The sequence below is a fragment of the Blautia sp. HA9023 genome (genome assembly GCF_056504095.1).
In genome coordinates, this window is the sequence record NZ_JBWLUR010000006.1 from 1020760 (window position 1) to 1046096 (window position 25337).

Sequence of the window (25337 nt, forward strand, 5' to 3'; positions counted from 1 at the left end):
TCTTTTGTATGTTTTTGCAGGGAAGAGTACAGTCAGGAATAATGCTGATAATTACGCTGATCTTAGCAATGGGACTGGCAGTCCTGGGATATCTGCTGGTGGAATATGCAGTATATAATGGAGTGTATATAAAAGGACAATACCTTGCTGCATTTCTGTATATCTGGAAATATATGGCTGCCTGGGCTGTACTGTATCTGGAATATGAGATCCTGGGAATCAGGAACCGTTTGTCAATGGTTCTTATCGCCGGATTCTTTTCCAGATATCTTGTACGGATGATCGTTACTGGAAAACCGGAGATCATGATGTTTACCGGTGATATTATATTCTGGTTTGTATCTTTTGTTCTGTATGTGATCGTCTGGTGGAATGAAGACGAAATAAGTACAAATTGAAAAATCCGATCCACAACGCAAGTGGATCGGATTTTTTGTGCCGTATGGAAATATGTGCGATCAGTGGATCCCCATCCCCGCAACAAAGAAATACATCACAACAAAGTGGCATACACTTCCCAGCATAACAAAGATATGGAATACTTCATGGGAACCAAAGTTTTTATGTTTCGCATTGAAGATCGGAAGCTTCAGTGCGTAGATCACACCGCCGATAGTGTAAATAATACCGCCTGCCAGAAGCCATCCGAAACCTGCCCGCGGCAGATTGTGGAAGATCGGCACGAAAGCCAGGACACACAGCCAGCCCATTCCAATATAGATTACGGAGGAAAGCCATTTCGGGCAGTTGATCCAGCAGCCTTTGAGGATCATGCCGATGATGGCAACAGTCCATACCAGTGCACAGAGGATGTAACCGGTGCGGCCGTGGAGGACGATCAGGCATACCGGTGTATAGCTGCCTGCGATCATCACGAAGATCATCATGTGATCCATTTTTTTCAGGCGGCGGTTCACCTTGGCGGTGGAATTTACAGAATGGTAAAGAGTGCTTGCCAGATAAAGCAGGATCATGGTGAGGATAAAAACACTCACTGCAAAAACGTGAAGGATATCTGCGCTTCTGGCAGCTTTCACGATCAGCGGAGTAGCTCCGGCCACTGCAAGGAGCATGGCGATTCCATGAGTAATGGCACTTCCAGGGTCTTTTAATTTAAGTTTCATATAAAAAACACCTCCTGTATGATATTCCGCAGGAATCTGTTGTACGGATGCGGAATAGCAGTCAAATAACAATGTAGAAATTGATAAAATAACATGTAGTATTAAAAACTATATAATAAGTATACAAATACTATACCACTATTATTCGAAAATGCAAGCCTTTTTTTCGCTGAAAATTTAATCGGGATTTTACAAAGTCTTGCACTGAAATAAATATTGGATAGCTATACTGGTAGCATTGCAGGCAAATTCCAGGCAGATCAGGGGAAAAGCAGATATCGCGGAACAAATGCCGGCGTTACAATAACAGAGCCTGCCGAAAAAGAAAAATATACGGTGGCACAGGAGGAGAAAATGGCAGATACAATATACATGAACAGGGAATTATCCTGGCTGAAATTTAATGAGAGAGTACTTGAGGAAGCTGAGAATCCGGAAAATCCGCTGTGTGAACGTCTCACATTTGCTTCGATCTATCAGAGCAACCTGGATGAATTTTATATGGTACGTGTGGGATCTCTTGTGGATCAGATGCTTCTGGCAAAAGATATCCGTGAAAACAAAACCAATATGACACCAAAGGAACAGCTGGATGCAATCCTTGCAAGAACCAAAAAGCTGAACCGGAAAAGAGAATGTGGTCTATGAAGAGATCATGGAAAGCCTGGAAGAATATGGCGTACATATGCTGAATTTCCATAAGATCGAAAAAGAAGACCGCAATTATCTGGAACGTTATTTTGAGGCAGAAGTGGCTCCGGTTATTTCTCCGTCTATCGTCGGAAAAAGGCAGCCGTTTCCATTTCTCCGAAATAAAGAAATCTATGCAGTAGTAGTTCTGGAAACAAAAAAAGGAAAGGAAAAACTGGGTATCATTCCGTGCAGCAGTGCAGGCATCCAGCGCCTCATCCCGGTTCCCGGAAAAACAGGCACTTACATGCTGTCTGAGGAACTGATCCTTCACTTTGTTTCAAAAATCTTCAAAGGCTATCACATCAAGGCAAAATCTCTGCTCCGTATTACCAGAAATGCAGATATTGACGCAGACGCTCTTTACGATGAAGATCTGGATTACCGTGAATTTATGGTAGAGCTGATCAAGGCAAGGAAGAAACTGGCACCGATCCGTCTGGAACTGTCAAGAGAAATGGACGGAGATGTTGTTGAAACACTTTGCGAGTATCTGGAAGTGGACAAGAATTTTGTATTCCGTGGAGATATCCCGCTGGATCTTTCTTTTGTATTCCAGATCCAGGACGGCCTGAGAAAAAGAACAGAGCTTTTTTATGAAAAAAGGATTCCTCAGAAATCACCAATGTTTAACAGCCATGAACCGATCCTTGACCAGATCGCGAAAAAAGACCGTTTTCTTTCCTATCCATATGAGAGTATCAAACCGTTTCTTACAATGCTTCATGAAGCAGCCAATGATGAGGATGTCGTTTCCATCAAGATGACTCTTTACCGTGTAGCGAAACAGAGTAAGGTTGTGGAAGCTCTGATCGAAGCGGCAGAAAATGGAAAAGAAGTGTTCGTTCTGGTGGAGCTGAAGGCACGTTTTGATGAGGAAAACAATATTGGATGGTCCAGACTTCTGGAAGATGCGGGCTGTCATGTGATCTATGGTCTGGATGGTTACAAAGTACATTCCAAACTTTGCCAGATCATGAAGAAAAAAGACGGAAATGTGGAATATTATACACAGATCGGAACTGGAAACTACAACGAAAAAACAGCCCGTCTGTATACAGACCTTTCTCTGATGACTGCTGATCCGAAGATCGGAACAGAAGCAGCAAGAGTATTTCAGGCACTGGCAATGGGAGAAACGGTTGAAGATATGGACCATCTTCTTGTGGCACCAAAATGTCTCCAGAACAAAGTACTTGCCATGATCGATGAAGAGATCGAACATGCCAAAGTTGGAGAACAGGCATATATCGGGCTGAAAATGAATTCTCTGACAGACAAGCGTATTATGAACAAACTGGTGGAAGCATCCTGCGCGGGAGTACACATTGATATGGTTGTCCGCGGTATCTGCTGTCTGATCCCGGGAGTAAAAGGTCAGACAGAAAACATCCACATTATCAGTATTGTAGGACGTTTTCTGGAGCATTCCCGTATTTACATTTTCGGAACACAGGAGAGGGCAAAGATCTATATTTCATCTGCGGACTTTATGACAAGAAATACTCTTCGCCGTGTGGAAGTTGCAGCTCCTATCGAAGACCCGGATATCCGGATGCAGATCCAGGAAATGTTCGTGACAATGCTCAGTGATAACCGCAAAGCGAGGACCATGAACAATAAGGAAAATTATAAGATCGAACCATCCGATAATGCTCCATTGAACTCCCAGGAAGTATTTCTGGAGCAGGCATATGACAACGCAGCTCCTGTTGTTATGGAGAAATAAGAAAACAGAATATAAAAAGCGGGGTTTTTCTTTGATAATATGTCTGTACTGTGATAAGATAAAAACAGTGTTCCTGCAAATGAGTGCAGGCGGAAGGGAGAATTTATGGCACACAGGAAAGTAGTGCTTTGTCTGTTAGGCGCGACTCTGGCAGCATCCCTGTTCAGTGGATGTTCCGGAAAAAAGTCGGACCCTGTTACAGTTACAGTATGGACATATTATAATGGCGATCAGCTGGATACTTTTAAAGACTTGACAGAGAAATTTAATGACACAGTTGGAAAGAAAGACGGCATCACCGTAGAAACCAAGAGTCTTGGAACCGCAGAAGATCTGGAACAAAATGTCCTTGCTGCAGCGGATGGTGAGGTAGGGGCGTCCGAAGTACCGAATATTTTTTCGGCTTACTCAGATACAGCCTATACCATGGATCAGAAGGACATGCTCGTAGACCTTTCCGGTTATCTTACAGATAAAGAAAAAAGTGAATATGTAGAAGAATATCTGAAAGAGGGAGATTTCTCGGACGACGGAAGTAAAATGTTCTGACGTCCAATCAGGAGCTGTCAGCTTTGCAGGAATATGTCAATGAGGAGGCACAGAACCTTATTGATTCCGGACAGATCCGAATTGAAGATATCGGAAATAATAAAGAATCTTATCTGCCGCTGATGGAAAATATCTGCAGCAAAATGATCAATGCTCTGCGCCGAAGGTCCGTTACAGGAATTTATGTAGCGTTTAACACAGAAGACCTGGATAAAAGAAGCCAGAATGATTTTATTCCGACTCTGTATATCCGTGATCTGGATCCGGATTCCCTGCCACCGGAAAACCACAGATAAAGGCTGGAAGTCTCTGATGTCCGTTTCGGCGGAAAGCACTGAAAAATTTATATATCCGGTTTTTCAGAAAGCGTTTAAAGATCAGGGCAGTCTGCGTGCGGCAGATTATGGACACTGGACTACGGAGAACTACACTCTGGATGGAGATGATCGGTCCGCGATCGCTTATTCAATTCCACTGATCCTGGATGATGGAACTGTTTATGGTGTTCTTGGCGTGGAAATGCTCACCGAGTATCTGAATATTCAGATGCCCTATGAAGAATTGCAGAATCAAAGCGCCGGTACCTACATGCTGGCATATACGAAGTCTTCATTGAAAGATGAGGAAATCGTTCTTGAAAATATCTGCGGTGTCAGCAGCAAAAGTTCATCTATGGAACAGTGGAGATGGGACAGCTGTTTTCCTTCTCCGGACATGTGATCAAAGTACTGTCAATGACGATTCTGCTGACTTTACTGGTGGGTATTTTAAGCAGTCTGATCGTCAGCCTCAGTCTTGCCCGTCCGGTAAAGAAACTTTCTGATGAGGTAGAAGAGGCACAGAAGAATAACAGCACTTCGCTCCGCTTTTCCGACACGGGAATCCGGGAACTTGACCAGTTTGCCGGAGCAATTACGCAGATGAACCAGGACATGCTTACCATATCTACGAAATTCTTAAGGATCATGGAAATGGCAAGTGTAGAACTTGGAGGTTTTGAAGTTCGATCGGAGAATGAAAGCGTTTATGTAACAGATAACTTTTTTTCTATGCTGGGCAAAAAGGAACTGTCGGAAAAATCAATGACAGGAAAAGATTTTATGGAATTTTTGGATTCCTATAATAAAAGCTGCCATCACACGGTTAGAGGAGATGGTTCCAGAGTTTACAGTGTGATCCATAATAGCGGAGAAATACGATATGTCCGCATGGAGATCAAGACAGAACCGGATCGGCAGATCGGCCTTGTGGAGGATGTTACAAAAGTTACCAGGGAGCGTATGAATATTGAACATGAAAGGGATTATGATACGCTTACAGGACTTTACAACAGGCGGGCATTCCAGAGAGAAAGTGAAAAACTGTTCCGTGAGCATCCGGAGAAACTAAAACATGCGGCATTTGTAATTTCTGCGCGGCAGAAGGATATTGCAGACTTCGGGCAAATGGAAAAGTAAGAGGTGATGAGCTTCTGTTTGTAAATTCCATTGCAAGTGAGTACATGACAGATGAGGAATGCAGAGAATTCAGGCAGAGATATTTGGATATCCGGTCTCAGCTGGTTCTTGAGATCACAGAACAGGAACTTCTCAGCAAAGAAGCTCTTGAAAGAAAAACGTCAAAAGGATTTCTGGGTGCGGTTGCTCTGGATGATTATGGAAGCGGATACAACAGTGAAAAAAGTCTTCTGGCACTTTCACCGAAGTATATTAAGGTGGATATGGTGATCATCCGTGATATTGATACGGATATAGATAAACAGCAGATCGTAGCAAACATTGTGAAGTATGCACATCAGCGTGGAATGTATATTGTTGCGGAAGGCGTGGAGACAGCGGAAGAGCTTAAAAAAGTTCTTGAGCTGGAGGTAGATCTGCTTCAGGGATATTATCTTTCACGGCCGGCAGCAACGCCTGGAGCGATTAATCCGGATGCTTTGAAGATCATTGAAGAAAACAGGAAAAGATAAAAAAGAAAGTCGGGAAGAGCAGGTTTTCCCGGCTTTTTTTATACATATTTCTCCCAGTTTTTCACATAATAACCATACGGATAAAAGATAAACAGATAAAAGATACAGGAGGAATATTAGAAGATGAAAGCAACGGGAATTGTTCGTCGGATCGATGACCTGGGCAGGGTGGTGATCCCGAAAGAGATACGTAAAACGCTGCGGATCAAAGAGGGGACACCGATGGAGATCTATACAGACCGGGAAGGACAGATCATTCTGAAAAAATATTCGCCCATCGGAGAGTTGAATACTTTTGCCCGGGAATATGTGGAGGCACTGGTGCAGACTACCGGGCTGGCGGCATGTATTACAGATCGTGATCTGGTGGTGGCGGCAGCAGGAAGCGGAAGCCGGGAACTGGAAGGAAAAGAGATCAGCCGGGAACTGGACATGGTTATATCCGGGCGGGAAGGAAAGATGATCGATGGAAAAAGTCGGGATAATATATCGGTCATTTCCGGAGATATGGATTCTTACTGCGGAAAAATGATACAGCCGATCCTGTGTGCCAGTGATGCCATCGGTTCCGTGATCCTTCTTGGAAAAAATGAGAAAACGATCCTGGGGGATAAGGAACGGGTTCTTGTCCGCACAGCGGCCAGTTTTCTGGGACGGCAGATGGAGCAGTAAAGCAAGTCTGCTGTGCAGATGTAATGTTGCTGTTCAGGGTGGCGGCGAACATCTCGCGGGAAAGTTGTGGTATTCTTCCAGAGTCAGGTTGGTGATGGTAAGCCAGGAGGCCAGCGGTTTTGTCACATAGCGGATATGCCAGGGCTCATAGGGGACGCCAGTGATCTCCTCCCGGTTTTTCGGATACCGGAGAATAAAACCGTAGAGCGGAGCGTTCTTTTTCAGCCACCTGCCTTCACCGGTTTCGGAAAACTTTTCGGAGAGTTCCATATGGATGGAAGGACAGGAAACGTCCAGAGCAAGTCCGCTCTGATGCTCACTTGTTCCTGGCTTTGCCACAAAAGGGCTTCCTGTAAAAAGTTCCTGTTGCCGCCTGAAAGAGCGGTATCCGGAAACTGCCCACAGATTCAGGCCACATCGGTGGCAGGCGTGAAAAAGCTGGGAGGCGGCTCTGGCGGCCTGACATTCCAGCAGTCGTTTCGGATCGCCGGGGGCAGCTTCAAATGGCAGACCGATATCAATGAGATGCTCCGGTACAAAGGTTTCCGGCAGAGGATGCTCCCGGTTGATCAGACGGATGTAAAAATCTCTGTGCATAAAAAACCCCCTTTCCTTATCCATAAGCTTATGAAAAGGAAAGGGGGTTTATGATTGGAGATTTTTTTCTTTTACAGAGTTTTTTCGCTCATTTCTTCCAACAGAGCTTTTTTCATGTCATAAAGCGGCTGGGAAAGATCTACATATACTTTCTGAGGATTTACAAAACGTCTGGACTCATCCCACAGTGTGTTCTGTTCCTGCCTGCAGTAGTCACGAAGCTCCATGACGGATGGAGATTTGTAAATGCTCTTGCCGTTTTTGATCACTGGAACAAGAAGCTCTCGAAGTTCGTAGGTTCCGCCCAGGACTTTGGTCTTTTTCCATGTGTCAACCGGGTCGAAGATAACCATGGTTTCTTCCGGATCAAATTTCTCATCTGCCAGGCAGATCAGGTCTGCTTTGATCTTTCCGGTCTTCTTGCTGTAGATACGGTATACCGTCTTGTTGCCCGGGTTGGTAACTTTCTCTGTGTTTTCGGAAAGTTTGATCTTCGGCTGGAAGGTATCACTGTCAGCGTCTTTTACAGCGGCAAGTTTGTAAACGCCGCCGAATGCCGGGTTGTCATCGGCTGTGATCAGCTTGGTTCCAACACCCCAGGAATTGATCTTGGCATCCTGGGCTTTCAGGCTCTCGATAAGATATTCATCAAGATCGCTGGATGCAGAGATGGTAGCATCGTCAAAACCGGCAGCAGCCAGCATCTTGTAGGCTTTTTTGGAAAGGTATGCAAGGTCACCGCTGTCGATACGGATTCCGTAATTCTTCAGCTGGATGCCTTCCTCACGCATCTCTTCGAATACACGGATTGCGTTGGGAACACCGGATTTCAGGACATCGTAGGTGTCAACTAGAAGAGTGCAGGAATTCGGGTAAAGTTTCGCATAAGTCTTAAATGCGGTGTACTCGTCCGGGAAGCTCATGATCCAGGAATGTGCATGAGTTCCAAGAACCGGAACGTCAAACATCTGGCCGGTCAGCACGTTGGAAGTACCTGCACATCCGCCGATCACTGCAGCTCTGGCACCGAAGATTCCGGCATCCGGACCCTGGGCACGGCGAAGACCGAATTCCATGATCGGATCACCCTTGGCTGCGTGGCATACACGTGCTGCCTTGGTGGCGATCAGGCTCTGATGGTTCATGATGTTCAGGATTGCGGTTTCTACAAGCTGAGCCTCCATGATCGGTGCGATAACTTTGACCATTGGTTCTCTCGGGAAGATTACGGTTCCTTCCGGGATCGCGTAGATATCACCGGTGAATTTGAAGTTGCTCAGGTACTCAAGGAAATCTTCCTCAAAGATGCCAAGGCTTCTCAGATAGGTGATGTCTTCTTCTGCGAAACGGAGATTTTCGATGTATTCGATCATCTGCTCCAGTCCGGCACAGATAGCAAAACCGCCGCCACATGGATTGTTGCGGTAGAACATATCAAAGATAACGGTCTGGTTGGTCGGGTTTTTGAAATATCCCTGCATCATGGTAAGCTCATAGAGGTCCGTGAGCAGAGTAAGGTTATTTGCTCGCATAAAGTTCTCCTTTAAGTGCCTCCGGATATTGTGACCGGAGGAAAATACACGGTAGTTTCCGTTCTTTTTTTATAAGGCTTATTATAACACAAAGGAGGGGATTGTAAAATTTTTTTTACAGAAGGGTCAGATTTTTTGATGTGCATAAAAATGGATAATTTTCATACTTTTTTTATTAGAAAAAGGTTACATAAAATTGACACCGGAAAATGAATGGATTATTATAAATGTATAAAAAATTTGAGCAGGAGACGGCAATGGGTGATAATATTTTTCTGAAGGAAATGAAAGAAATCCAGTTTGAGGATTATTTTAAATATGATGCCAAATGCAGAGGAAATCTGGGAGATGAGCTTCCGGTAATGGTATATCGGATGCTGGAGTATTCCCTGAAAGACGAACTGAAGAACCGGTTTGGAAAAGAGGTTCAGATTGATGTATTTCGAAGTGCAGGCCGTAAAGCAGGAGAATATTTTGCAAAAAATATGCTGAATCTGGATGTGCCGCTGGATCAGTTTGTCAATGAACTTCAGAAAAAAATGCAGGAGCTGAAAATCGGGGTTCTCCGTATTGAGGATGTAAATGAAGAAACCGGAAAAATTATCCTGACCGTTGCGGAAGATGCAGACTGTTCAGGGCTTCCTGTTCTCGGGGAAACCGTATGTAATTATGATGAAGGTTTTATAGCAGGAATCCTTTCTCTGTACTCCGGAAAGCCGTACACGGCGGTAGAAGTTGACTGCTGGGCAACGGGAGACAGAGTTTGCCGTTTTCATGCAGATGTACAGGAATGATCGGAATAGAGGTTTGATAAATGGAAGACAGAAACTGCGAACTGTTATTTGAATATCTGAGATCAATTTTATACGATTCTGAAGTGAAAACTCTGGAGATAGACAGCCTGGATGAGCCTTTTCGAAAACTTGGAATGGGTTTGCAGTATCTGGAAACGGCAGTAAAGGAAATGAAACAATGTTCTGCCGCATTATCCAAAGGAGACCTTTCCAGCTTTAAGCCCGCCAGAGAGAATTTTCTGTGTGAAAATCTCAAAAATATCCATGCGAACCTGAATCATCTGACCTGGCAGGCCAAGCAGGTAGCCAAGGGAGATTATTCTCAGACCGTTTCTTATCTGGGAGAATTCTCGGAGGCTTTTAATACCATGACGGAGCAGCTTCGGGAAAGAGAAAAGTCCCTGAAGCTTATTGCCGAGCAGGAGAAGAAACATGCAGAGATGGCGGAGAGCTACAGCCAGCTTCTGATGGAACTGATCGCGAGAAGTGAAAAGGAGATCCTGGTGATTAGTCTGGACGGAAAGAGCCTTCTGTACAGCAACCGGAGAACGGAAGAAGAAGTACAGAACTGGGATGTTTATAAACAGTGGATCAGCCAGATCGGGCAGAAGAAGCAGCAGGAGGACAGACGGAAAGAACGTTACGAATGGAAGTGGGAGGCAGAAGATTCCACCCACAGATTCTATGCCATTACTACCGGTAAGATGAAATGGCAGGGTGAATGGGCTTATGTGAATATTGTTCAGGAAGTTACAGAGACGAGAGTTAAGGAAGAACAGCTGAAAGCAGAAGCATACCAGGATATGCTTACCAGGATCGGAAACCGTTTTTATCTGAAAGAAAAGGCAGAAGAGATTCTGCAAACAGGGGAGCAGATTTCGGTCTGCTACTGTGACCTGGATCATCTGAAATATATTAATGATACGTTTGGCCATCAGGAAGGGGATGCATATATCCGGTTTTTTGTCAGGATCGTAAATGAAAATATCCGTGAAGAAGATATTTTTGCCCGGATTGGTGGAGATGAATTTTGCATTCTGATGCGGGATTGTGCAGGCGATGATGCAAGGAAGCGCCTGTCAGATATTCAGAAACAGTTTGTCCTGAGAGAAAAAAAGAATTATGCCCGCAGCTTCAGCTGTGGAATTGTAGGAGTTCCCCGGAATCATGATAAGGTAGACCTGGATACATTGCTTCATGAGGCTGACGAAGTGATGTATAATCAGAAGAGGGAACATAAAAAAGAATATCAGAGTGAACTTGGAATATAAATATTTGTTTTACTGTATAACTGAAAAATGCCGGGAAGCCGCATAAAATAAGGCTTCCCGGCACTTTGAAAAAGTTTTTTAGAAAAAAATAAAAAAATTTGAAAAAAGGGGTTGCAATTTTAAAAAAGCTGTTATATAATATCATTCGTCGCAAGCGATAAGGCAAGCGAAACAAAAACACATAGGGCTATCGCCAAACGGTAAGGCAACGGACTCTGACTCCGTCAGTTCAAGGTTCGAATCCTTGTAGCCCTGCTTCTTGAGCACCTCGATGAGAGGTGCTTTTTTGTTCTATGAAATAAGAGAAAAAACAAGTGTGTTTCTTTAGAACAAGTGATACAATAAATTTGCAGACAGTATAACAGGAGGCACATTATGAGCTACAGTTTTGAAAGTCGCGTAAGATTCAGCGAGATCGGAGAGAAGGGCTGCCTGACGCTGCCGGGAGTTCTGGATTATTTTCAGGACTGCTGTACCTTTGAATCTGAACAGACAGGTCTCGGAATGGAAGTATTAAAGGCACAGAAAAGAGCCTGGGTACTTTCCGCATGGCAGGTAATTGTGAAGAGATATCCAAAGCTTGGTGAAAATATAAAAGTAACAACAATTCCTTATGGATTCCGGGGCTTTATCGGAATGCGTAATTTTATTCTTGAGACAGCGGATGGCGAGAGACTGGCCTGGGCGAATTCTTACTGGTCCTTTATCAACACAGAGACAGGACTTCCGGAAAAGCTGACACCGGCGGACACCGATCCTTATGATCTGGGAGAGAAGATGGAAATGGATTATGCACCGAGAAAGATCGCGCTTCCGAAAGAGCGGAAACCGAAGGAATCTTTTGCCGTACAGAAACATCATCTGGATACGAACCACCACGTAAACAACTGCCAGTATATCCGAATGGCAGCTGATTTTCTGCCGGAGGATTTTGCGGTCCATCAGCTTCGTGTGGAGTACAAGAGACAGGCTGTCCTTGGAAATGTAATGATTCCGGAAGTATATATGGAAGCAAATAAGGCAACGGTAGTTCTCAATGCGGAAGATCAGGAACCCTACGCTGTGGTGGAATTTACAAAGTAATCAGAGCTGTTTTAAACAGCATGGATATATTACGAAGTGGATTGTAAAGACACTTTATAAAAGGGAGGAAACGCAATGCTGGAAAAATTAAAAGAAGAAGTTTACAGAGCAAACATGGATCTGCCGAAATATGGCCTGGTTACGTTTACCTGGGGAAACGTCAGCGGTATCGACAGAGAGAAGGGACTTTTTGTCATCAAACCAAGTGGTGTGGATTATGATAAACTGACGCCGGAAGATATGGTTGTAGTCGATCTTGAAGGAAATAAAGTCGAGGGCAAATACAATCCGTCTTCTGATACTGCCACACATGTGGTGCTTTACAATGCGTTTCCGAAGATTGGAGGTATTGTGCATACTCATTCATCCTGGGCTACAAGCTGGGCACAGGCAGGAAGATCCATTCCATGTTATGGAACAACACATGCGGATTATATTTACGGAGAGGTTCCATGCGTGCGTAACCTGACAAAAGATGAGATCGAGGAAGCCTATGAGAAAAATACCGGTATTCTCATTGCCGACTATTTCAAAGATAAAGATTACGAAGCAGTTCCGGCAGTCCTCTGCAAAAACCACGGACCGTTTACCTGGGGAAAAGATGCACATGAGGCTGTTCACAACGCAGTTGTCCTGGAAGAAGTTGCCAAGATGGCTTCCCGCTGCGAGCTGATCAATCCGGATGTAAAACCGGCGCCGCAGGAGCTTCAGGATAAACATTACTACAGAAAACATGGCGCAAATGCCTACTATGGACAGGGAAATAAATAAGAAAAAAAAGAAGCAGAAGAATGTCACATGGAAAAGTGTGGCATTCTTTTTTTGTGGAATATAAATTGTGGAGAGGTGCCGTTTACGGGCGGGCAGTAATTCAGAATGGAATAACTGTTTTACTGATACAATAGTGTCCTGTAAAAGATACTATCCAGGGTAAAACAATGAAGAAATGTTCATTTTTTGTCGAAAAAAACCAGATTTGCTGACCTTTAACACAGGTGCCACCAAAATATGTGCTAATGTCAAGAAAAATGCAGAACATTAACACATTTTGGAAAACAGGTGGCAGGATGAAAATTTACACTTATCAGGGAAGAAAGAACGTTTCCGGAGAAAAAATACGTCAGATGAGAAATATAAAACGGATGTCACAGTCAGATCTGGCGGCAAAAATGCAGGTGGAAGGTGTGATGCTGGAACGTGACAGTATCAGCAGGATCGAAGGCGGAGAACGTTTTGTGGCAGATTATGAACTGAGAGTGTTTGCAAAAGTGCTGGGTGTGGATGTGAAGTGGCTACTGAACGAAGAGTGCTCCTGAGATCAGCAGCATGATAATTGGTATGACTGATATTTATACAGCAAACTACTTGATATTTATGTCGGAAACTGCTACAGTATAAAGAAAAAAGGCGACCGGGAAACCTTGCGGGGGTAAACGGTCACGGATAAAGAGATAGAGGCGCGGATTTTATCAGTATTTATGGACGAGAGGCCCTGGCAGGTTGTCCATAAAGAAAGGAAAATCTGCCGAAGTGCTCTGAAAGGCCAGATGACAGGGTACTGGGATAACGCAGAATATGCGTTGTACTGTCACGGATGTGGAGCGCTATCGTAAGTTGAATAAAGAAGATTATTTAACCGGAGGTGTTCTTAAGAAGGGACAGCCTCCGTTTTTTTGTCCCCGAAAAGGGAGGAGAAAAATGAGTAAAAAAGCAGGAACAGCATTGTCTGTTATGGCAATGGTATTCATGGGCGCACTGGCAAGTCCCCTGACTGTGCTGGCTGCGGATGCGGAGGAGACTTATCAGCCTGCTCTGTATGCAACAATCTGGGCACTGCTTCCACCTCTTGTAGCGATCATCCTTGCGCTGATCACAAAAGAAGTATACAGTTCTCTGTTTGTGGGAATTGTAGTAGGAGCACTGCTTTATTCCGGATTCAAATTCGAAGGAACAGTAACACAGATTTTTGAGGGAGGAATCATCAAGGTTCTTTCTGACAGCTATAACGTAGGTATCCTGATCTTCCTGGTAATCCTGGGATCTGTGGTATGTATGATGAACAAGGCCGGCGGCTCCGCCGCATTCGGACGATGGGCCAGCAAAAAGATCCACACGCGTGTGGGCGCGGAACTTGCAGCGATCATCCTTGGAGTCCTGATCTTCATTGACGATTATTTTAACTGCCTGACAGTAGGAAGCGTTATGCGTCCGGTAACAGACAGACATCATGTATCCAGAGCGAAATTTGCATACCTGATCGATGCGACAGCCGCTCCGGTATGTATCATCGCACCGATCTCATCCTGGGCTGCTGCAGTCAGCGGATTCGTAGAGGGACAGGATGGACTTGCGATTTTTGTAAGAACCATCCCGTATAACTTTTACGCGATCCTTACTATTGTAATGATGGTTGGCATGGTACTGATGAAAACCGAGTTTGGTGCCATGAGAACACATGAGATCAATGCGCTGAACGGAGATCTTTATACAACATCTGCAAGACCGTATGAGAATGCAACGGATGATGAGACACCGAATCCGAGAGGAAAGGTGATCGATCTTGTGATCCCGATCGTTGTGCTTGTTATCTGCTGTGTCATCAGTATGATCTACACAGGAGGATTTTTCAGTGGAACAGATTTTGTTACCGCATTTTCACAGAGTGATGCCTCTACAGGCCTTGCAATGGGAAGTGCTTTTGGTCTGGTGTTTGCCATTATTTTCTATATGATCCGCCGTGTGATCAATTTCAGAGATTGTATGGGATGCATCCCGGAAGGCTTCAAGGCTATGGTACCGGCGATCATGATCCTGACCTTTGCATGGACACTGAAGGCTATGACAGACTCACTTGGTGCAGCAGTATTCGTAGAAGAAGCAATGCGTTCTGTTGCCGGTGGTATTGAAGTTATCCTTCCGGCCATTATTTTCCTGGTTGGATGCGGACTTGCATTTGCTACAGGTACTTCCTGGGGAACCTTTGGTATCCTGATCCCGATCGTTGTTGCGGTATTTGAGAAATCCAGTCCTGAGATGATGATCATTTCCATGTCCGCCTGCATGGCAGGTGCAGTTTGCGGAGACCACTGCTCACCGATCTCTGATACAACGATCATGGCTTCCGCAGGAGCACAGTGTGATCATGTGACTCACGTTTCCACACAGCTTCCGTATGCGATCCTGGCTGCGGCAGTATCCTTTGTAACTTATATTGTTGCAGGCTTTGTAAAAACAGCATGGATCGCTCTTCCGGTGGGAATCGTGCTGATGCTGATTGTACTTTTTGTCATCAAGATGAAAAACCCGATGCCGATTGAGAAACCGACAGAATAAATTAATAAAAAAACAGATGGACCGGATGCGGATCACAGATATCCGCATAACCGACCGATAAAAGGCAGTGACGGAAAGAAATTTCCAAAGCTGCCTTTTTTGTGCTTTCTATAATAATTCTCTTATGTTATAATGCAGGACAGACAGCAAACAGTAAATGAACATATATATTTTTTAGGAACAGGAGTAAGAATGATAGAATTAGGTAAAAAACAGAAATTACTGGTTGTAAAAACCGTAGATTTCGGAATATATCTTGGAGAGGACCGAAACGCACCTCAGAACGAGCGTGTGCTTCTTCCGTCCAAACAGGTGCCGGAAGGAACCAAAGTAGGTGATGAGATCGAGGTATTCATCTACAAAGATTCCCAGGACAGACTGATCGCTACTACTCGTGAGCCGATGCTCCAGGTAGGACAGACAGCAGTCCTCAAGGTTAAACAGGTCACCAGGATCGGAGCTTTTCTTGACTGGGGACTGGAGAAGGATCTTCTTCTTCCGTATCATGAGCAGACTAACAGAGTCCGTGAAGGTGAGGAATGTCTGGTAGCTCTTTATGTAGATAAGAGCAGCAGACTCTGTGCAACTATGAAAGTGTACCATTATCTTTCCACCAGAACTCCTTATGTACCGGGAGATATGGTGAAGGGCCGTGTCTATGAGATCAGCGGAAACTTCGGTGTATTTGTTGCGGTAGATGATAAATATTCCGCACTGATCCCTGCAAGAGAGGCAACCGGCAAGTACAGACCGGGAACCGTTCTTGACCTTCGTGTCACAGAGGTAAAAGAGGATGGAAAGATGAATGTCAGTGACCGTCAGAAAGCTTACATCCAGATCAATGAGGATGCAGAGAGCGTACTCAGCGTAATCGAGGAATTTGCAGGCGTGCTGCCGTTTGATGACCATGCTTCACCGGAAGTCATCAAGAGAGAGTTTGGCCTCAGCAAGAACGCATTCAAGCGTGCAGTGGGGCATCTGATGAAAGAAGGAAAAGTAGAGATCCGTGACAGAAGGATCTACATTAAAAAATAACAAGGTGTTGACCGGCTCCGGATCAGACACGCTCCGGCACGTTCAGAGAAAAGTGCAGAGCGGGGAGGATCCGGAGCCCTGTTTTTACAATAAGGAGAGAAAAATTTGGAGTTTACACATTTACATGTCCATACAGAATACAGTCTTCTGGATGGCTCCAATAAGATCAAAGAATATGTGGCCAGAGTAAAAGAACTGGGTATGGACAGCGCGGCGATCACCGATCATGGTGTTATGTACGGTGTGATCGATTTTTACAGGGCTGCCAGAGAAGCCGGGATCAATCCCATCCTGGGATGCGAGGTTTATGTGGCTCCGGGTTCCCGTTTTGACCGGGAAGTGGGAAGTGGCGATGACCGTTATTACCATCTGGTTCTGCTGGCCGAGAATAATCAGGGATACAGCAATCTGATGAAGATCGTATCCAAGGCATTTGTGGAAGGCTTTTATTACAAGCCACGTGTGGATCTGGAACTTCTGGAAAAATATCACGAGGGGATTATTGCCTTAAGTGCCTGCCTGGCAGGAGAGGTCGCAAGGTATCTTGCCCGTGGAATGTATGAGGATGCAAAAATCGCAGCCCTGCGTTATCAGGATATTTTTGGAAAAGGAAATTTCTTCCTGGAGCTTCAGGATCATGGAATTCCGGAGCAGCAGACGGTAAACCAGCAGCTTCTCCGCATGCACAGAGAGACAGGAATCGACCTGGTTGCTACCAATGACGTGCATTATACCATGGCTGAGGATGCGGAGCCCCATGACGTGCTCCTCTGTCTGCAGACCCAGAAAAAACTCAGCGATGAGAACAGAATGCGCTATGAGGGCGGCCAGTATTATGTGAAATCTCCAGAAGAGATGGCGAGACTTTTTCCATATGCTCTGGAAGCTCTGGAAAATACCCACAAGATCGCGCTGCGCTGCCACGTGGAGATCGAATTCGGCGTGACCAAGCTGCCGAAATATGATGTGCCCGACGGACTGACCTCCTGGGAGTATCTGAACAAGCTTTGCCATGAAGGGCTGGAACAGCGTTATCATCCGGTAACCGATGCGCTGAAAAAACGCCTGGATTATGAGCTGTCCACCATCAAAAACATGGGATATGTAGATTACTTCCTCATTGTGTGGGACTTCATCAAATATGCCAGAGACAATGATATCATGGTCGGCCCTGGACGAGGTTCTGCCGCAGGAAGTCTGGTTGCTTATACCCTTGGAATCACCCAGCTGGACCCGATCCGGTATGATCTTCTCTTTGAGCGTTTCCTGAATCCGGAACGAGTATCCATGCCGGATATTGATGTGGACTTCTGCTTTGAACGAAGACAGGAAGTTATCGATTATGTACGGCGGAAATATGGCGATGACTGCGTGGTTCAGATCGTTACCTTCGGTACTTTGGCAGCCCGCGGTGTGATCCGTGATGTAGGCCGTGTTCTGGACATGCCTTATGCCCAGGTAGACACCATCGCCAAGATGGTTCCACAGGAGCCAAATATCACCATTGATAAGGCACTGGGAATGAATCCGGAGTTCCGGAAAGCCTATGAGGAACAGGAAGATATCCACCGCCTGATCGACCTTGCCAAGCGTCTGGAGGGTCTGCCAAGACATACTTCCATGCATGCAGCAGGTGTTGTGATCAGCCAGAAAGACGTATCGGAATACGTACCTCTTTCCAGAGCCCAGGACGGTTCCATTGTCACGCAGTTTACCATGACAACACTGGAAGAGCTGGGACTTCTGAAAATGGATTTCCTGGGGTTACGTACCCTGACCGTTATCCAGAACGCGGTAAAAATGATAGAACAGAGTACCGGCGTTTTCCTGGATATGCAGAAAATTGATTACAACGACAAAAAAGTACTGGATTCTCTCGGAACAGGACGTACTGACGGCGTGTTCCAGCTCGAGAGTGCCGGAATGAAAAACTTCATGAAGGAACTGAAGCCTCAGAGCCTTGAGGATGTCATCGCGGGAATTTCCCTTTACCGTCCGGGTCCCATGGATTTCATTCCGCAGTACATCCGCGGAAAAAACCGTCCGGATACCATCCGTTATGACTGCCCGCAGATGGAGCCCATCCTGAAGCCGACCTATGGCTGTATCGTATACCAGGAGCAGGTTATGCAGATCGTCCGTGATCTTGCAGGCTATACTCTTGGACGAAGCGACCTGGTGCGCCGTGCCATGTCCAAGAAGAAAGCTTCTGTTATGGCAAAAGAGCGCCAGAATTTCGTTTACGGAAATGTGGAAGAGGGGGTTCCGGGCTGTATCGCCAACGGCATTTCCGAGGAGATCGCAAACAAGATCTACGATGAGATGACAGACTTTGCGAAGTATGCTTTCAATAAGTCTCACGCTGCCGCTTATGCGGTGGTTTCCTATCAGACCGCATATCTGAAATACTACTATCCGGTAGAATTCATGGCTGCGCTGATGACGTCCGTTGTGGAAATGCCAAACAAGGTAGCGGAGTATATTTCCGTATGCCGTCAGATGGGAATCCAGATCCTTCCGCCGGATATCAATCATGGCATGTATGGTTTTTCTGTTGACAACGGTGCCATCCGCTATGCACTTTCTGCTATCAAGAGTATCGGCCGCCCGGTTATTGAGGGGATTGTGCGGGAACGAGAGGAGCACGGGGAATATACTTCCCTGAAAACTTTTGTGGAGCGAAATATTGATCAGATCAACAAACGTGTTGTGGAAAATCTGATCAAGGCCGGAGCACTGGACTGTCTGGAAGGAAACCGGAAACAGAAGATGACCATATATACGCAGATCATCGACAGTATCAACCAGGACAAAAAGCACACCATGGCCGGACAGTTGAGCCTTTTTGATATTGCTTCTGAGGAAGATAAAAAGGAATTTGAGATCCGTATGCCGCAGGTTGAGGAATATCCGAAAGAGATCATCCTGACCTTCGAAAAAGAAGTTCTTGGCATTTATCTCAGCGGCCATCCACTGGAGCGCTACCGGAATATGATGGAAAAAATGATCTCTGCAAAAACGTCGGATTTCCAGCCGGATGATGAAACCGGAATTCCGGAAGTCTACGATAACCAGAAAGTGATCGTAGGCGGAATGATTACGGATAAAACCATAAAATATACAAAGAATAATAAGGTAATGGCGTTCCTTACCGTAGAAGATCTGGTAGGCACCGTGGAAGTTGTGGTATTTCCGCGTGATTACGAAAAATGCCAGATGTTCCTGAACGAAGATGCCAGACTTTTCATCCAGGGAAGAGTATCTGCGGAAGACGACAAAGCCAGCAAACTGATCCTGGAAAAAGTCCGTACCTTCGATGATATGCCAAAAGAACTGTGGATCCAGTTCGAAAGCCGGGAAGACTACGCAAAAGCCGAGACCGGTCTGGTAGATGATCTGATGTCATCCAGAGGAAACAGCAGTGTGGTTATTTATCTCAAAGATGTCAAGGCAATGAAGAAACTTCCGCCTGCCTATCAGGTCCATATCGAGGATTCCTGGCTGAAACACATGTGTGAAAAATATGGAAGTTCCAATGTTAAAATTGTGGACAGAGTATTGAAAAACTTATAAAAATGCTATAAACTATATCCGAATATGTGTATTACAATAGGTTGTTTCATAAGATGGAGGATAACAATATGGCAGAGAACAAAATCAAAACGATCGGCGTTTTGACCAGTGGCGGTGACGCACCTGGAATGAATGCTGCAATCCGTGCTGTTGTCAGAAGAGGATTAAGCAGCGGACTGAACGTAAAGGGAATCTATAAAGGATACAGCGGTCTCTTAAATGAAGAGATCAGAGACATGACAGCAAGAGATGTTTCCGATACGATTGAGCGAGGCGGAACAATTCTTTATACTGCCAGATGTGCAGAGATGAGAACAGAGGAAGGACAGCAGCAGGCTGCAGAGATCTGCAGAAAGCATGGAATCGACGGCCTTGTTGTTATCGGTGGAGACGGTTCCTTCGCAGGTGCTCAGAAACTTGCGAACCTTGGAATCAATACCATTGGCCTGCCGGGAACCATTGACCTTGATATCGCATGTACCGAGTACACCATCGGTTTCGATACAGCTGTAAACACAGCGATGGAAGCCATCGATAAGGTACGTGATACATCCACATCCCATGAGAGATGCAGTATCATCGAGGTTATGGGACGTAACGCCGGATACCTTGCAGTATGGTGCGGTATCGCAAACGGTGCTGAGGATATCCTGATCCCGGAGAAATATGATTACGACGAGCAGAAGCTTATTGACAATATCGTAGAGAGCCGTAAGAAAGGCAAGAAACACCATATCATCGTAAATGCTGAGGGTATCGGCCATTCAGAGGCTATGGCAAAACGTATCGAGGCTGCAACAGGCATCGAGACACGTGCAACTATCCTTGGTCACATGCAGCGTGGTGGAAGCCCTACATGTAAGGACCGTGTATATGCGTCCATGATGGGTGCTCTTGCAGTAGACCTTCTTGTTGCCGGTAAACGCAGCCGTGTTGTTGGATATCGCCACGGTGAGTTCGTTGATTTTGACATCAATGAGGCTCTTGCAATGCAGAAGAATGTAGATTCCTACATGTGGGAGGTTTGCAATTCTCTTTCTCACAACTACAATAAATAAAAAATATGAACTTGAAAAAAGTTTCAGACGGATTGCATAAACTGAATACGTCACAAATAATTGCCCTTGGCTTTGCGGGGGTGATTTTTGTAGGCGGATTTATTTTGTGGCTGCCGTTCTGCAGTGCACCCGGGCAGGCTGTTACCTTCCCGGATGCTGTTTTTACAGCGGCAACCAGCGTATGTGTGACGGGACTTTCCACAGTTGTTATGGCAGTCCAGTGGAGCCCCATTGGAAAAGCGGTTATCCTGTGCCTGATACAGATCGGCGGGATCGGACTGATCGCACTGGCGAATATGATATTCATCAGCCTCCGGCGGAAAATTTCCCTGAAAAACCGGCGGATCATCAAGGAATCCTATAACCTGGATGAAATGGGTGGAGTCGTGGCTGTAGTCCGCAGTGTGGTGAAATGCGTGTTTCTTGCAGAAGGAATCGGTGCGGTCCTGTATGCGTTTTGCTTTGTACCGGAATTTGGAATAAAAAAAGGTCTGGTGCATGCCATATTTCTGGCGGTATCTGCATTCTGCAACGCAGGGATCGATCTTTTCGGGGAAACAAGCCTTTCGGTATATGTGAGCAATCCGCTGGTCAATATCACTACGATTGGCCTGATCATTGTGTCAGGTCTTGGATTTATCGTCTGGTGGGATCTGTGGGATAAATTCCGCAAGGTTCTGAGAAAAGAGCTCTCCCCATCCAGAGTTTTTCGTGTACTGCGGCTTCAGAGCAAGCTGGTCCTTACGATGACCGGGATCCTGGTATTTTCAGGAGCATTTCTGGTATTTATCTTTGAATCCGGAAACCCTTCCACGCTAAAGGGGGCACCACTGGGAACAAAGCTCATGGCATCCTTTTTCCAGTCAGTGACAACACGTACGGCGGGATTTTATACCATGGATCAGTCGCTTTTGTCCACACCTACCGTGATCATTTCCCTACTGTGGATGTTTATCGGAGGATCACCCATGGGCACTGCCGGTGGTGTGAAGACTACTACCATTGCGGTTCTGATCCTTTCTATTGCAGCATATCTTCAGGGAAAAAAGGATGTAGAGGTATACGGCCGCAGGATCCGTGAGAGCTATCTCCGTTCTGCCATGGTTGTTGCAGGAACCAGTGTGTTGATCCTTTTTACCATGACGGTGCTTTTGTCCGCAGTAATGCCGGGAGTGGATCTGGCAGATGTTTTATATGAGATCACTTCTGCGGGGGCTACAGTAGGACTTTCCAGAGGGTTGACACCTCAGTTGAATGTGGCAGGCAAATGGATTGTGATCCTTACCATGTATCTGGGACGTATCGGACCACTGACACTGGGAACTGCAGTTGTGGTGCGTGTGCGTAACAGGCCGGGAAGCACGACTCATCTCGGGGAAGAAGATATCATGATCGGTTAAACAGGAGAATAAAATGAAAAATAAATCTTTTGCTGTGATCGGGCTTGGACAGTTTGGAATGACTCTGGCGGTGACGCTGGCAGAGTCCGACTGTGATGTCCTTGCCATTGACGACAAAGAAGAAAATATCGAAGAGATTTCCGAAAAAGTAACCTACGCGGTGAAAGCAGATGTCCGTGAACCTGGAATCCTGAAAGCACTGGGAGTTCAGAATGTGGATGTGGCCATTATCGCAGTTGCCGAAAATCTGGAAGCCAGCATTTCCGCAACCATGCAGGCCAAGGATCTGGGAGTTCCCTTTGTAGTTGCAAAAAGCATGAATTCTCTTCATGGACGTATTCTTGACAAAATCGGTGCAGATAAAATCATTTATCCGGAACAGGCCATGGGACTCCGTGTTGCCAGAAATCTCCTGTCCGGCGGATATCTGGATGTATTTGAACTTTCGGCGGAATTCAGTATGGCGGAGTTTTCCATTCCGGAGTCATGGGTTGGAAAAAGCCTGATAGATCTGAATGTACGTGAGCGTTTTCACATCAATATCATTGGTATTAAACAGGGCGAAAATGTCACAGTAGATCTGAAACCGTCCGAGCCGCTTCCGGACCGCTGTTCCATAATCGCCATTGGAAAAAATAAGGATCTTAATGCGGAACCGGCGTTTATGAAGTGATTTTTCGAAGATTCCGTAAACAGGATAAGTGCAAGGAGTAAGATAAAAAGTATGATAACCAGCGTATCAAATGCAAAAATAAAAAATGTCATGCAACTGAACCAGAAGGCAAAAGCCAGAAGAGAACAGGGACTTTTTGTGGCAGAAGGCCGGAAGATGTTCCTGGAAGCACCGGAAAACTGGGTTTTTCAGGTGTTTGTCTCTGAGACTTTTTCCCAGGATGGGGAACTGATGGCTCAGGTAGAGAAATATCCTTATGAGATCGTGAAAGATTCCGTATTCCGTCAGATGTGTGATACCAAGACTCCCCAGGGAATCCTTACCGTTCTGAAACTGCCTTCCTGGAGCGAGGAAGAAGTACTGGCAGGAGAAAATCCTCTGGTCATGGTCCTTGAAGATCTTCAGGATCCGGGAAATGCGGGAACCATTCTTAGGACCGGTGAGGGTGCCGGCGTGAGTGGCGTTTTTCTTACAAAAACCTGTGTGGATATCACAAATCCCAAGGTGATCCGTTCTACCATGGGCTCCATTTACAGAATGCCTTTTCTATATGTGGAAGATGTGGTATCATTAGAAAAGAAGCTGAAAGAAAAAGGAATCCGCAGTTTTGCAGCTCATCTGAAAGGTGAGAATTCCTACGATCATGAATCCTATAAAGGTGGTACCGCATTTTTTATCGGAAACGAGGGAAAAGGTCTTACAGACCAGGCTGCGGACGCAGCAGACTGCCTGATACGCATCCCGATGTGCGGAAAAGTAGAATCGCTGAATGCTGCTATGGCATCGGGGATTTTGATGTATGAAGCTGCAAGACAGAGAAGAGAATAAGAGAGGAGGGGTTTTATGACACCTTTGGCTTGGCTTGGAATACTGGCAATTTTACTGGTAATTGAAGCGATCACGGTAGGACTTACCACTGTCTGGTTTGCAGGCGGTGCTCTTGTGGCGTGCATTGTCTCGTGGCTCGGCGGGGGAATTGTTGTACAGCTCCTTTTATTTTTCGGAGTTTCCGTGGTGCTTCTGATCTTTACCAGACCTCTGGCGGTTCGCTACATGAACAAGGGCGTGGAGAAGACCAATGCAGAGAGCCTTCTGGGAAAAAGGGCCGTAGTGATACAGCCAATCAACAACCTGGCTCAGACCGGGCAGGTGCGGATCAATGATATCGAATGGACGGCACGTTCAGCCGACGAATCGGTTGAAATACCGGCCGGTGCAGTAGTTGAGATCAAAGAGATCCGCGGAGTGAAGCTGATCGTAAAAGAAGATAATAAGGAGGGCTAAAATTATGGGTGGAGTTATTGTTTTGCTTGTAGTCATCGTTCTTGTATTGTGGGTACTTGCATCCTGCATCCGCATTGTGCCGCAGGCTTATGCTGTGGTACTGGAACGTCTTGGCGCTTACAAAGCTACCTGGAGCACAGGTATTCATTTCAAGGTTCCGTTCATTGAGCGTGTTGCAAGAAGAGTAAACTTAAAAGAGCAGGTTGTGGATTTTCCACCGCAGCCGGTGATCACGAAAGATAACGTAACCATGCAGATCGATACCGTTGTATTTTTCCAGATCACAGATCCGAAGCTTTATGCATATGGCGTTGAGAATCCGATCATGGCTATCGAGAATCTTTCTGCTACAACACTTCGTAATATCATCGGTGATATGGAACTGGATGAGACACTGACATCCCGTGAAGTCATCAACACCAGGATGAGAGCTTCCCTTGATGAAGCTACAGATCCATGGGGAATCAAGGTGAACCGTGTAGAGCTTAAGAACATCATTCCTCCGGCAGCCATCCAGGATGCCATGGAGAAACAGATGAAAGCCGAGCGTGAGAGACGAGAAGCCATCCTGAAAGCAGAAGGAGAGAAACGTTCTACCATCCTTGTCGCAGAAGGTAAAAAACAGTCCGCGATCCTTGACGCGGAGGCTGAGAAACAGGCAGCGATCCTTCATGCGGAAGCACAGAAAGAGCGTATGATCAAAGAAGCAGAAGGACAGGCACAGGCAGTTCTTAAAGTACAGCAGGCAACTGCGGAGGGACTTCGCATGATCAAAGATGCAGGAGCAGACGAGTCCGTTCTTACCCTGAAGAGCCTGGAAGCACTCACAAAAGTTGCCGACGGCAAAGCAACGAAGATCATTATTCCGTCCGAGATACAGGGCATTGCAGGGCTGGCAACATCCCTGAAGGAAATCATGACAGATAAACCGGCAGAGCAGAAATAAATCTGCAGCCGTGAGGAGGATATAT

The 25337-nt window shown here is 45.7% G+C and carries 24 protein-coding genes, 1 tRNA gene, 1 pseudogene and 1 riboswitch; of the genes and pseudogenes, 23 read left to right on the forward strand and 3 right to left on the reverse strand.

Annotated features, from left to right (window positions below; genetic code table 11):
* Positions 1–41 precede the first annotated feature (41 nt).
* Positions 42–398: a hypothetical protein gene (locus tag AC04Q6_RS08775; RefSeq protein WP_118071749.1), complete on the forward strand. Its 357-nt coding sequence runs from the start codon at positions 42–44 to the stop codon at positions 396–398.
* A 60-nt stretch (positions 399–458) separates the two neighbouring features.
* On the opposite strand, the gene trhA is transcribed toward AC04Q6_RS08775, so the two are convergent.
* Complete coding sequence (gene trhA / locus AC04Q6_RS08780) at positions 459–1124, reverse strand: PAQR family membrane homeostasis protein TrhA (RefSeq protein ID WP_021975969.1); 666 nt, start codon at positions 1122–1124, stop codon at positions 459–461.
* A gap of 354 nt (positions 1125–1478) precedes the next feature.
* Between trhA and ppk1 the strand changes: the two are divergent.
* From ppk1 to AC04Q6_RS08815, 7 genes and pseudogenes are all read left to right on the forward strand, one after another.
* Positions 1479–3543, forward strand: a pseudogene (gene ppk1 / locus AC04Q6_RS08785) (polyphosphate kinase 1).
* A 105-nt stretch (positions 3544–3648) separates the two neighbouring features.
* Positions 3649–4092, forward strand: coding sequence for a type 2 periplasmic-binding domain-containing protein (locus AC04Q6_RS08790; protein ID WP_147343516.1), 444 nt, complete (start codon positions 3649–3651; stop codon positions 4090–4092).
* Positions 4093–4115: 23 nt separating this feature from the next.
* Positions 4116–4388, forward strand: coding sequence for a hypothetical protein (locus AC04Q6_RS08795; RefSeq protein WP_118071751.1), 273 nt, complete (start codon positions 4116–4118; stop codon positions 4386–4388).
* A 16-nt stretch (positions 4389–4404) separates the two neighbouring features.
* The gene (locus AC04Q6_RS08800; protein WP_118071752.1) at positions 4405–4812 is read left to right on the forward strand and encodes a hypothetical protein; all 408 of its coding nucleotides are present in this window, start codon (positions 4405–4407) and stop codon (positions 4810–4812) included.
* The gene (locus tag AC04Q6_RS08805; protein WP_119248204.1) at positions 4779–5549 is read left to right on the forward strand and encodes a GGDEF domain-containing protein; all 771 of its coding nucleotides are present in this window, start codon (positions 4779–4781) and stop codon (positions 5547–5549) included. Before AC04Q6_RS08800 ends, AC04Q6_RS08805 begins: the two co-directional genes overlap by 34 nt.
* 14 nt (positions 5550–5563) lie before the next feature.
* Positions 5564–6061 carry an EAL domain-containing protein gene (locus AC04Q6_RS08810; protein ID WP_278278434.1) on the forward strand — a complete coding sequence of 166 codons (498 nt, stop codon included), beginning with the start codon at positions 5564–5566 and terminating at the stop codon, positions 6059–6061.
* Between the two features lie 123 nt (positions 6062–6184).
* Complete coding sequence (locus AC04Q6_RS08815; protein WP_021975964.1) at positions 6185–6733, forward strand: stage V sporulation T C-terminal domain-containing protein; 549 nt, start codon at positions 6185–6187, stop codon at positions 6731–6733.
* A 33-nt stretch (positions 6734–6766) separates the two neighbouring features.
* Here the strand turns inward: AC04Q6_RS08815 and AC04Q6_RS08820 are convergent, their stop codons facing one another.
* Both AC04Q6_RS08820 and AC04Q6_RS08825 read right to left on the reverse strand, forming a co-directional pair.
* Positions 6767–7330, reverse strand: coding sequence for a M15 family metallopeptidase (locus AC04Q6_RS08820; protein WP_021975963.1), 564 nt, complete (start codon positions 7328–7330; stop codon positions 6767–6769).
* 71 nt (positions 7331–7401) lie between these two features.
* Positions 7402–8862, reverse strand: coding sequence for a nicotinate phosphoribosyltransferase (locus AC04Q6_RS08825; protein WP_118071755.1), 1461 nt, complete (start codon positions 8860–8862; stop codon positions 7402–7404).
* A 257-nt stretch (positions 8863–9119) separates the two neighbouring features.
* Here AC04Q6_RS08825 and AC04Q6_RS08830 point away from each other — a divergent pair, with 257 nt between their 5' ends.
* From AC04Q6_RS08830 to AC04Q6_RS08900, 15 genes are all read left to right on the forward strand, one after another.
* Positions 9120–9656 carry a V4R domain-containing protein gene (locus AC04Q6_RS08830; RefSeq protein WP_242997075.1) on the forward strand — a complete coding sequence of 179 codons (537 nt, stop codon included), beginning with the start codon at positions 9120–9122 and terminating at the stop codon, positions 9654–9656.
* A gap of 20 nt (positions 9657–9676) precedes the next feature.
* On the forward strand, positions 9677–10927 hold the full coding sequence (locus AC04Q6_RS08835; protein WP_119248202.1) for a sensor domain-containing diguanylate cyclase: 1251 nt from the start codon (positions 9677–9679) through the stop codon (positions 10925–10927).
* A 183-nt stretch (positions 10928–11110) separates the two neighbouring features.
* Positions 11111–11182 (forward strand) — tRNA-Gln (locus tag AC04Q6_RS08840).
* Between the two features lie 120 nt (positions 11183–11302).
* The gene (locus AC04Q6_RS08845; RefSeq protein ID WP_021975959.1) at positions 11303–12010 is read left to right on the forward strand and encodes an acyl-[acyl-carrier-protein] thioesterase; all 708 of its coding nucleotides are present in this window, start codon (positions 11303–11305) and stop codon (positions 12008–12010) included.
* A gap of 75 nt (positions 12011–12085) precedes the next feature.
* A complete protein-coding gene (locus AC04Q6_RS08850) occupies positions 12086–12781 on the forward strand; it encodes an L-ribulose-5-phosphate 4-epimerase (protein WP_021975958.1) in 696 nt (231 codons plus the stop codon).
* 296 nt (positions 12782–13077) lie between these two features.
* Positions 13078–13326 (forward strand): helix-turn-helix domain-containing protein, encoded by a 249-nt coding sequence (locus AC04Q6_RS08855; RefSeq protein ID WP_021975957.1) that lies wholly within the window; start codon positions 13078–13080, stop codon positions 13324–13326.
* Between the two features lie 128 nt (positions 13327–13454).
* Positions 13455–13625: riboswitch (Lysine riboswitch) on the forward strand.
* A 131-nt stretch (positions 13626–13756) separates the two neighbouring features.
* Positions 13757–15343: a Na+/H+ antiporter NhaC family protein gene (locus AC04Q6_RS08860; protein ID WP_418721285.1), complete on the forward strand. Its 1587-nt coding sequence runs from the start codon at positions 13757–13759 to the stop codon at positions 15341–15343.
* Positions 15344–15535: 192 nt separating this feature from the next.
* Positions 15536–16378, forward strand: coding sequence for a CvfB family protein (locus AC04Q6_RS08865; RefSeq protein WP_118063352.1), 843 nt, complete (start codon positions 15536–15538; stop codon positions 16376–16378).
* A gap of 105 nt (positions 16379–16483) precedes the next feature.
* A complete protein-coding gene (locus AC04Q6_RS08870) occupies positions 16484–19951 on the forward strand; it encodes a DNA polymerase III subunit alpha (RefSeq protein ID WP_021975954.1) in 3468 nt (1155 codons plus the stop codon).
* A 68-nt stretch (positions 19952–20019) separates the two neighbouring features.
* Complete coding sequence (gene pfkA, locus AC04Q6_RS08875) at positions 20020–21009, forward strand: 6-phosphofructokinase (protein WP_021975953.1); 990 nt, start codon at positions 20020–20022, stop codon at positions 21007–21009.
* Between the two features lie 11 nt (positions 21010–21020).
* The gene (locus tag AC04Q6_RS08880; RefSeq protein ID WP_330384701.1) at positions 21021–22409 is read left to right on the forward strand and encodes a TrkH family potassium uptake protein; all 1389 of its coding nucleotides are present in this window, start codon (positions 21021–21023) and stop codon (positions 22407–22409) included.
* A 13-nt stretch (positions 22410–22422) separates the two neighbouring features.
* On the forward strand, positions 22423–23082 hold the full coding sequence (locus tag AC04Q6_RS08885) for a potassium channel family protein (protein WP_021975951.1): 660 nt from the start codon (positions 22423–22425) through the stop codon (positions 23080–23082).
* Between the two features lie 51 nt (positions 23083–23133).
* Positions 23134–23910, forward strand: coding sequence for a TrmH family RNA methyltransferase (locus tag AC04Q6_RS08890; RefSeq protein ID WP_021975950.1), 777 nt, complete (start codon positions 23134–23136; stop codon positions 23908–23910).
* A gap of 15 nt (positions 23911–23925) precedes the next feature.
* Entirely contained in the window at positions 23926–24366 is a 441-nt protein-coding gene (locus AC04Q6_RS08895) for an NfeD family protein (RefSeq protein WP_021975949.1), read from the forward strand.
* A 4-nt stretch (positions 24367–24370) separates the two neighbouring features.
* Complete coding sequence (locus AC04Q6_RS08900) at positions 24371–25312, forward strand: SPFH domain-containing protein (protein ID WP_021975948.1); 942 nt, start codon at positions 24371–24373, stop codon at positions 25310–25312.
* Positions 25313–25337 lie beyond the last annotated feature (25 nt).

Coding starts and splice junctions, on each gene's coding strand:
- AC04Q6_RS08775 (WP_118071749.1), top strand. CDS start 42: ATGCTGATAATTACGCTGATCTTAGCAATGGGACTGGCAGTCCTGGGA.
- trhA (WP_021975969.1), bottom strand. CDS start 1,124: ATGAAACTTAAATTAAAAGACCCTGGAAGTGCCATTACTCATGGAATC.
- AC04Q6_RS08790 (WP_147343516.1), top strand. CDS start 3,649: ATGGCACACAGGAAAGTAGTGCTTTGTCTGTTAGGCGCGACTCTGGCA.
- AC04Q6_RS08800 (WP_118071752.1), top strand. CDS start 4,405: ATGTCCGTTTCGGCGGAAAGCACTGAAAAATTTATATATCCGGTTTTT.
- AC04Q6_RS08805 (WP_119248204.1), top strand. CDS start 4,779: ATGGGACAGCTGTTTTCCTTCTCCGGACATGTGATCAAAGTACTGTCA.
- AC04Q6_RS08815 (WP_021975964.1), top strand. CDS start 6,185: ATGAAAGCAACGGGAATTGTTCGTCGGATCGATGACCTGGGCAGGGTG.
- AC04Q6_RS08820 (WP_021975963.1), bottom strand. CDS start 7,330: ATGCACAGAGATTTTTACATCCGTCTGATCAACCGGGAGCATCCTCTG.
- AC04Q6_RS08825 (WP_118071755.1), bottom strand. CDS start 8,862: ATGCGAGCAAATAACCTTACTCTGCTCACGGACCTCTATGAGCTTACC.
- AC04Q6_RS08830 (WP_242997075.1), top strand. CDS start 9,120: ATGGGTGATAATATTTTTCTGAAGGAAATGAAAGAAATCCAGTTTGAG.
- AC04Q6_RS08835 (WP_119248202.1), top strand. CDS start 9,677: ATGGAAGACAGAAACTGCGAACTGTTATTTGAATATCTGAGATCAATT.
- AC04Q6_RS08845 (WP_021975959.1), top strand. CDS start 11,303: ATGAGCTACAGTTTTGAAAGTCGCGTAAGATTCAGCGAGATCGGAGAG.
- AC04Q6_RS08850 (WP_021975958.1), top strand. CDS start 12,086: ATGCTGGAAAAATTAAAAGAAGAAGTTTACAGAGCAAACATGGATCTG.
- AC04Q6_RS08855 (WP_021975957.1), top strand. CDS start 13,078: ATGAAAATTTACACTTATCAGGGAAGAAAGAACGTTTCCGGAGAAAAA.
- AC04Q6_RS08860 (WP_418721285.1), top strand. CDS start 13,757: ATGGGCGCACTGGCAAGTCCCCTGACTGTGCTGGCTGCGGATGCGGAG.
- AC04Q6_RS08865 (WP_118063352.1), top strand. CDS start 15,536: ATGATAGAATTAGGTAAAAAACAGAAATTACTGGTTGTAAAAACCGTA.
- pfkA (WP_021975953.1), top strand. CDS start 20,020: ATGGCAGAGAACAAAATCAAAACGATCGGCGTTTTGACCAGTGGCGGT.
- AC04Q6_RS08885 (WP_021975951.1), top strand. CDS start 22,423: ATGAAAAATAAATCTTTTGCTGTGATCGGGCTTGGACAGTTTGGAATG.
- AC04Q6_RS08890 (WP_021975950.1), top strand. CDS start 23,134: ATGATAACCAGCGTATCAAATGCAAAAATAAAAAATGTCATGCAACTG.
- AC04Q6_RS08895 (WP_021975949.1), top strand. CDS start 23,926: ATGACACCTTTGGCTTGGCTTGGAATACTGGCAATTTTACTGGTAATT.
- AC04Q6_RS08900 (WP_021975948.1), top strand. CDS start 24,371: ATGGGTGGAGTTATTGTTTTGCTTGTAGTCATCGTTCTTGTATTGTGG.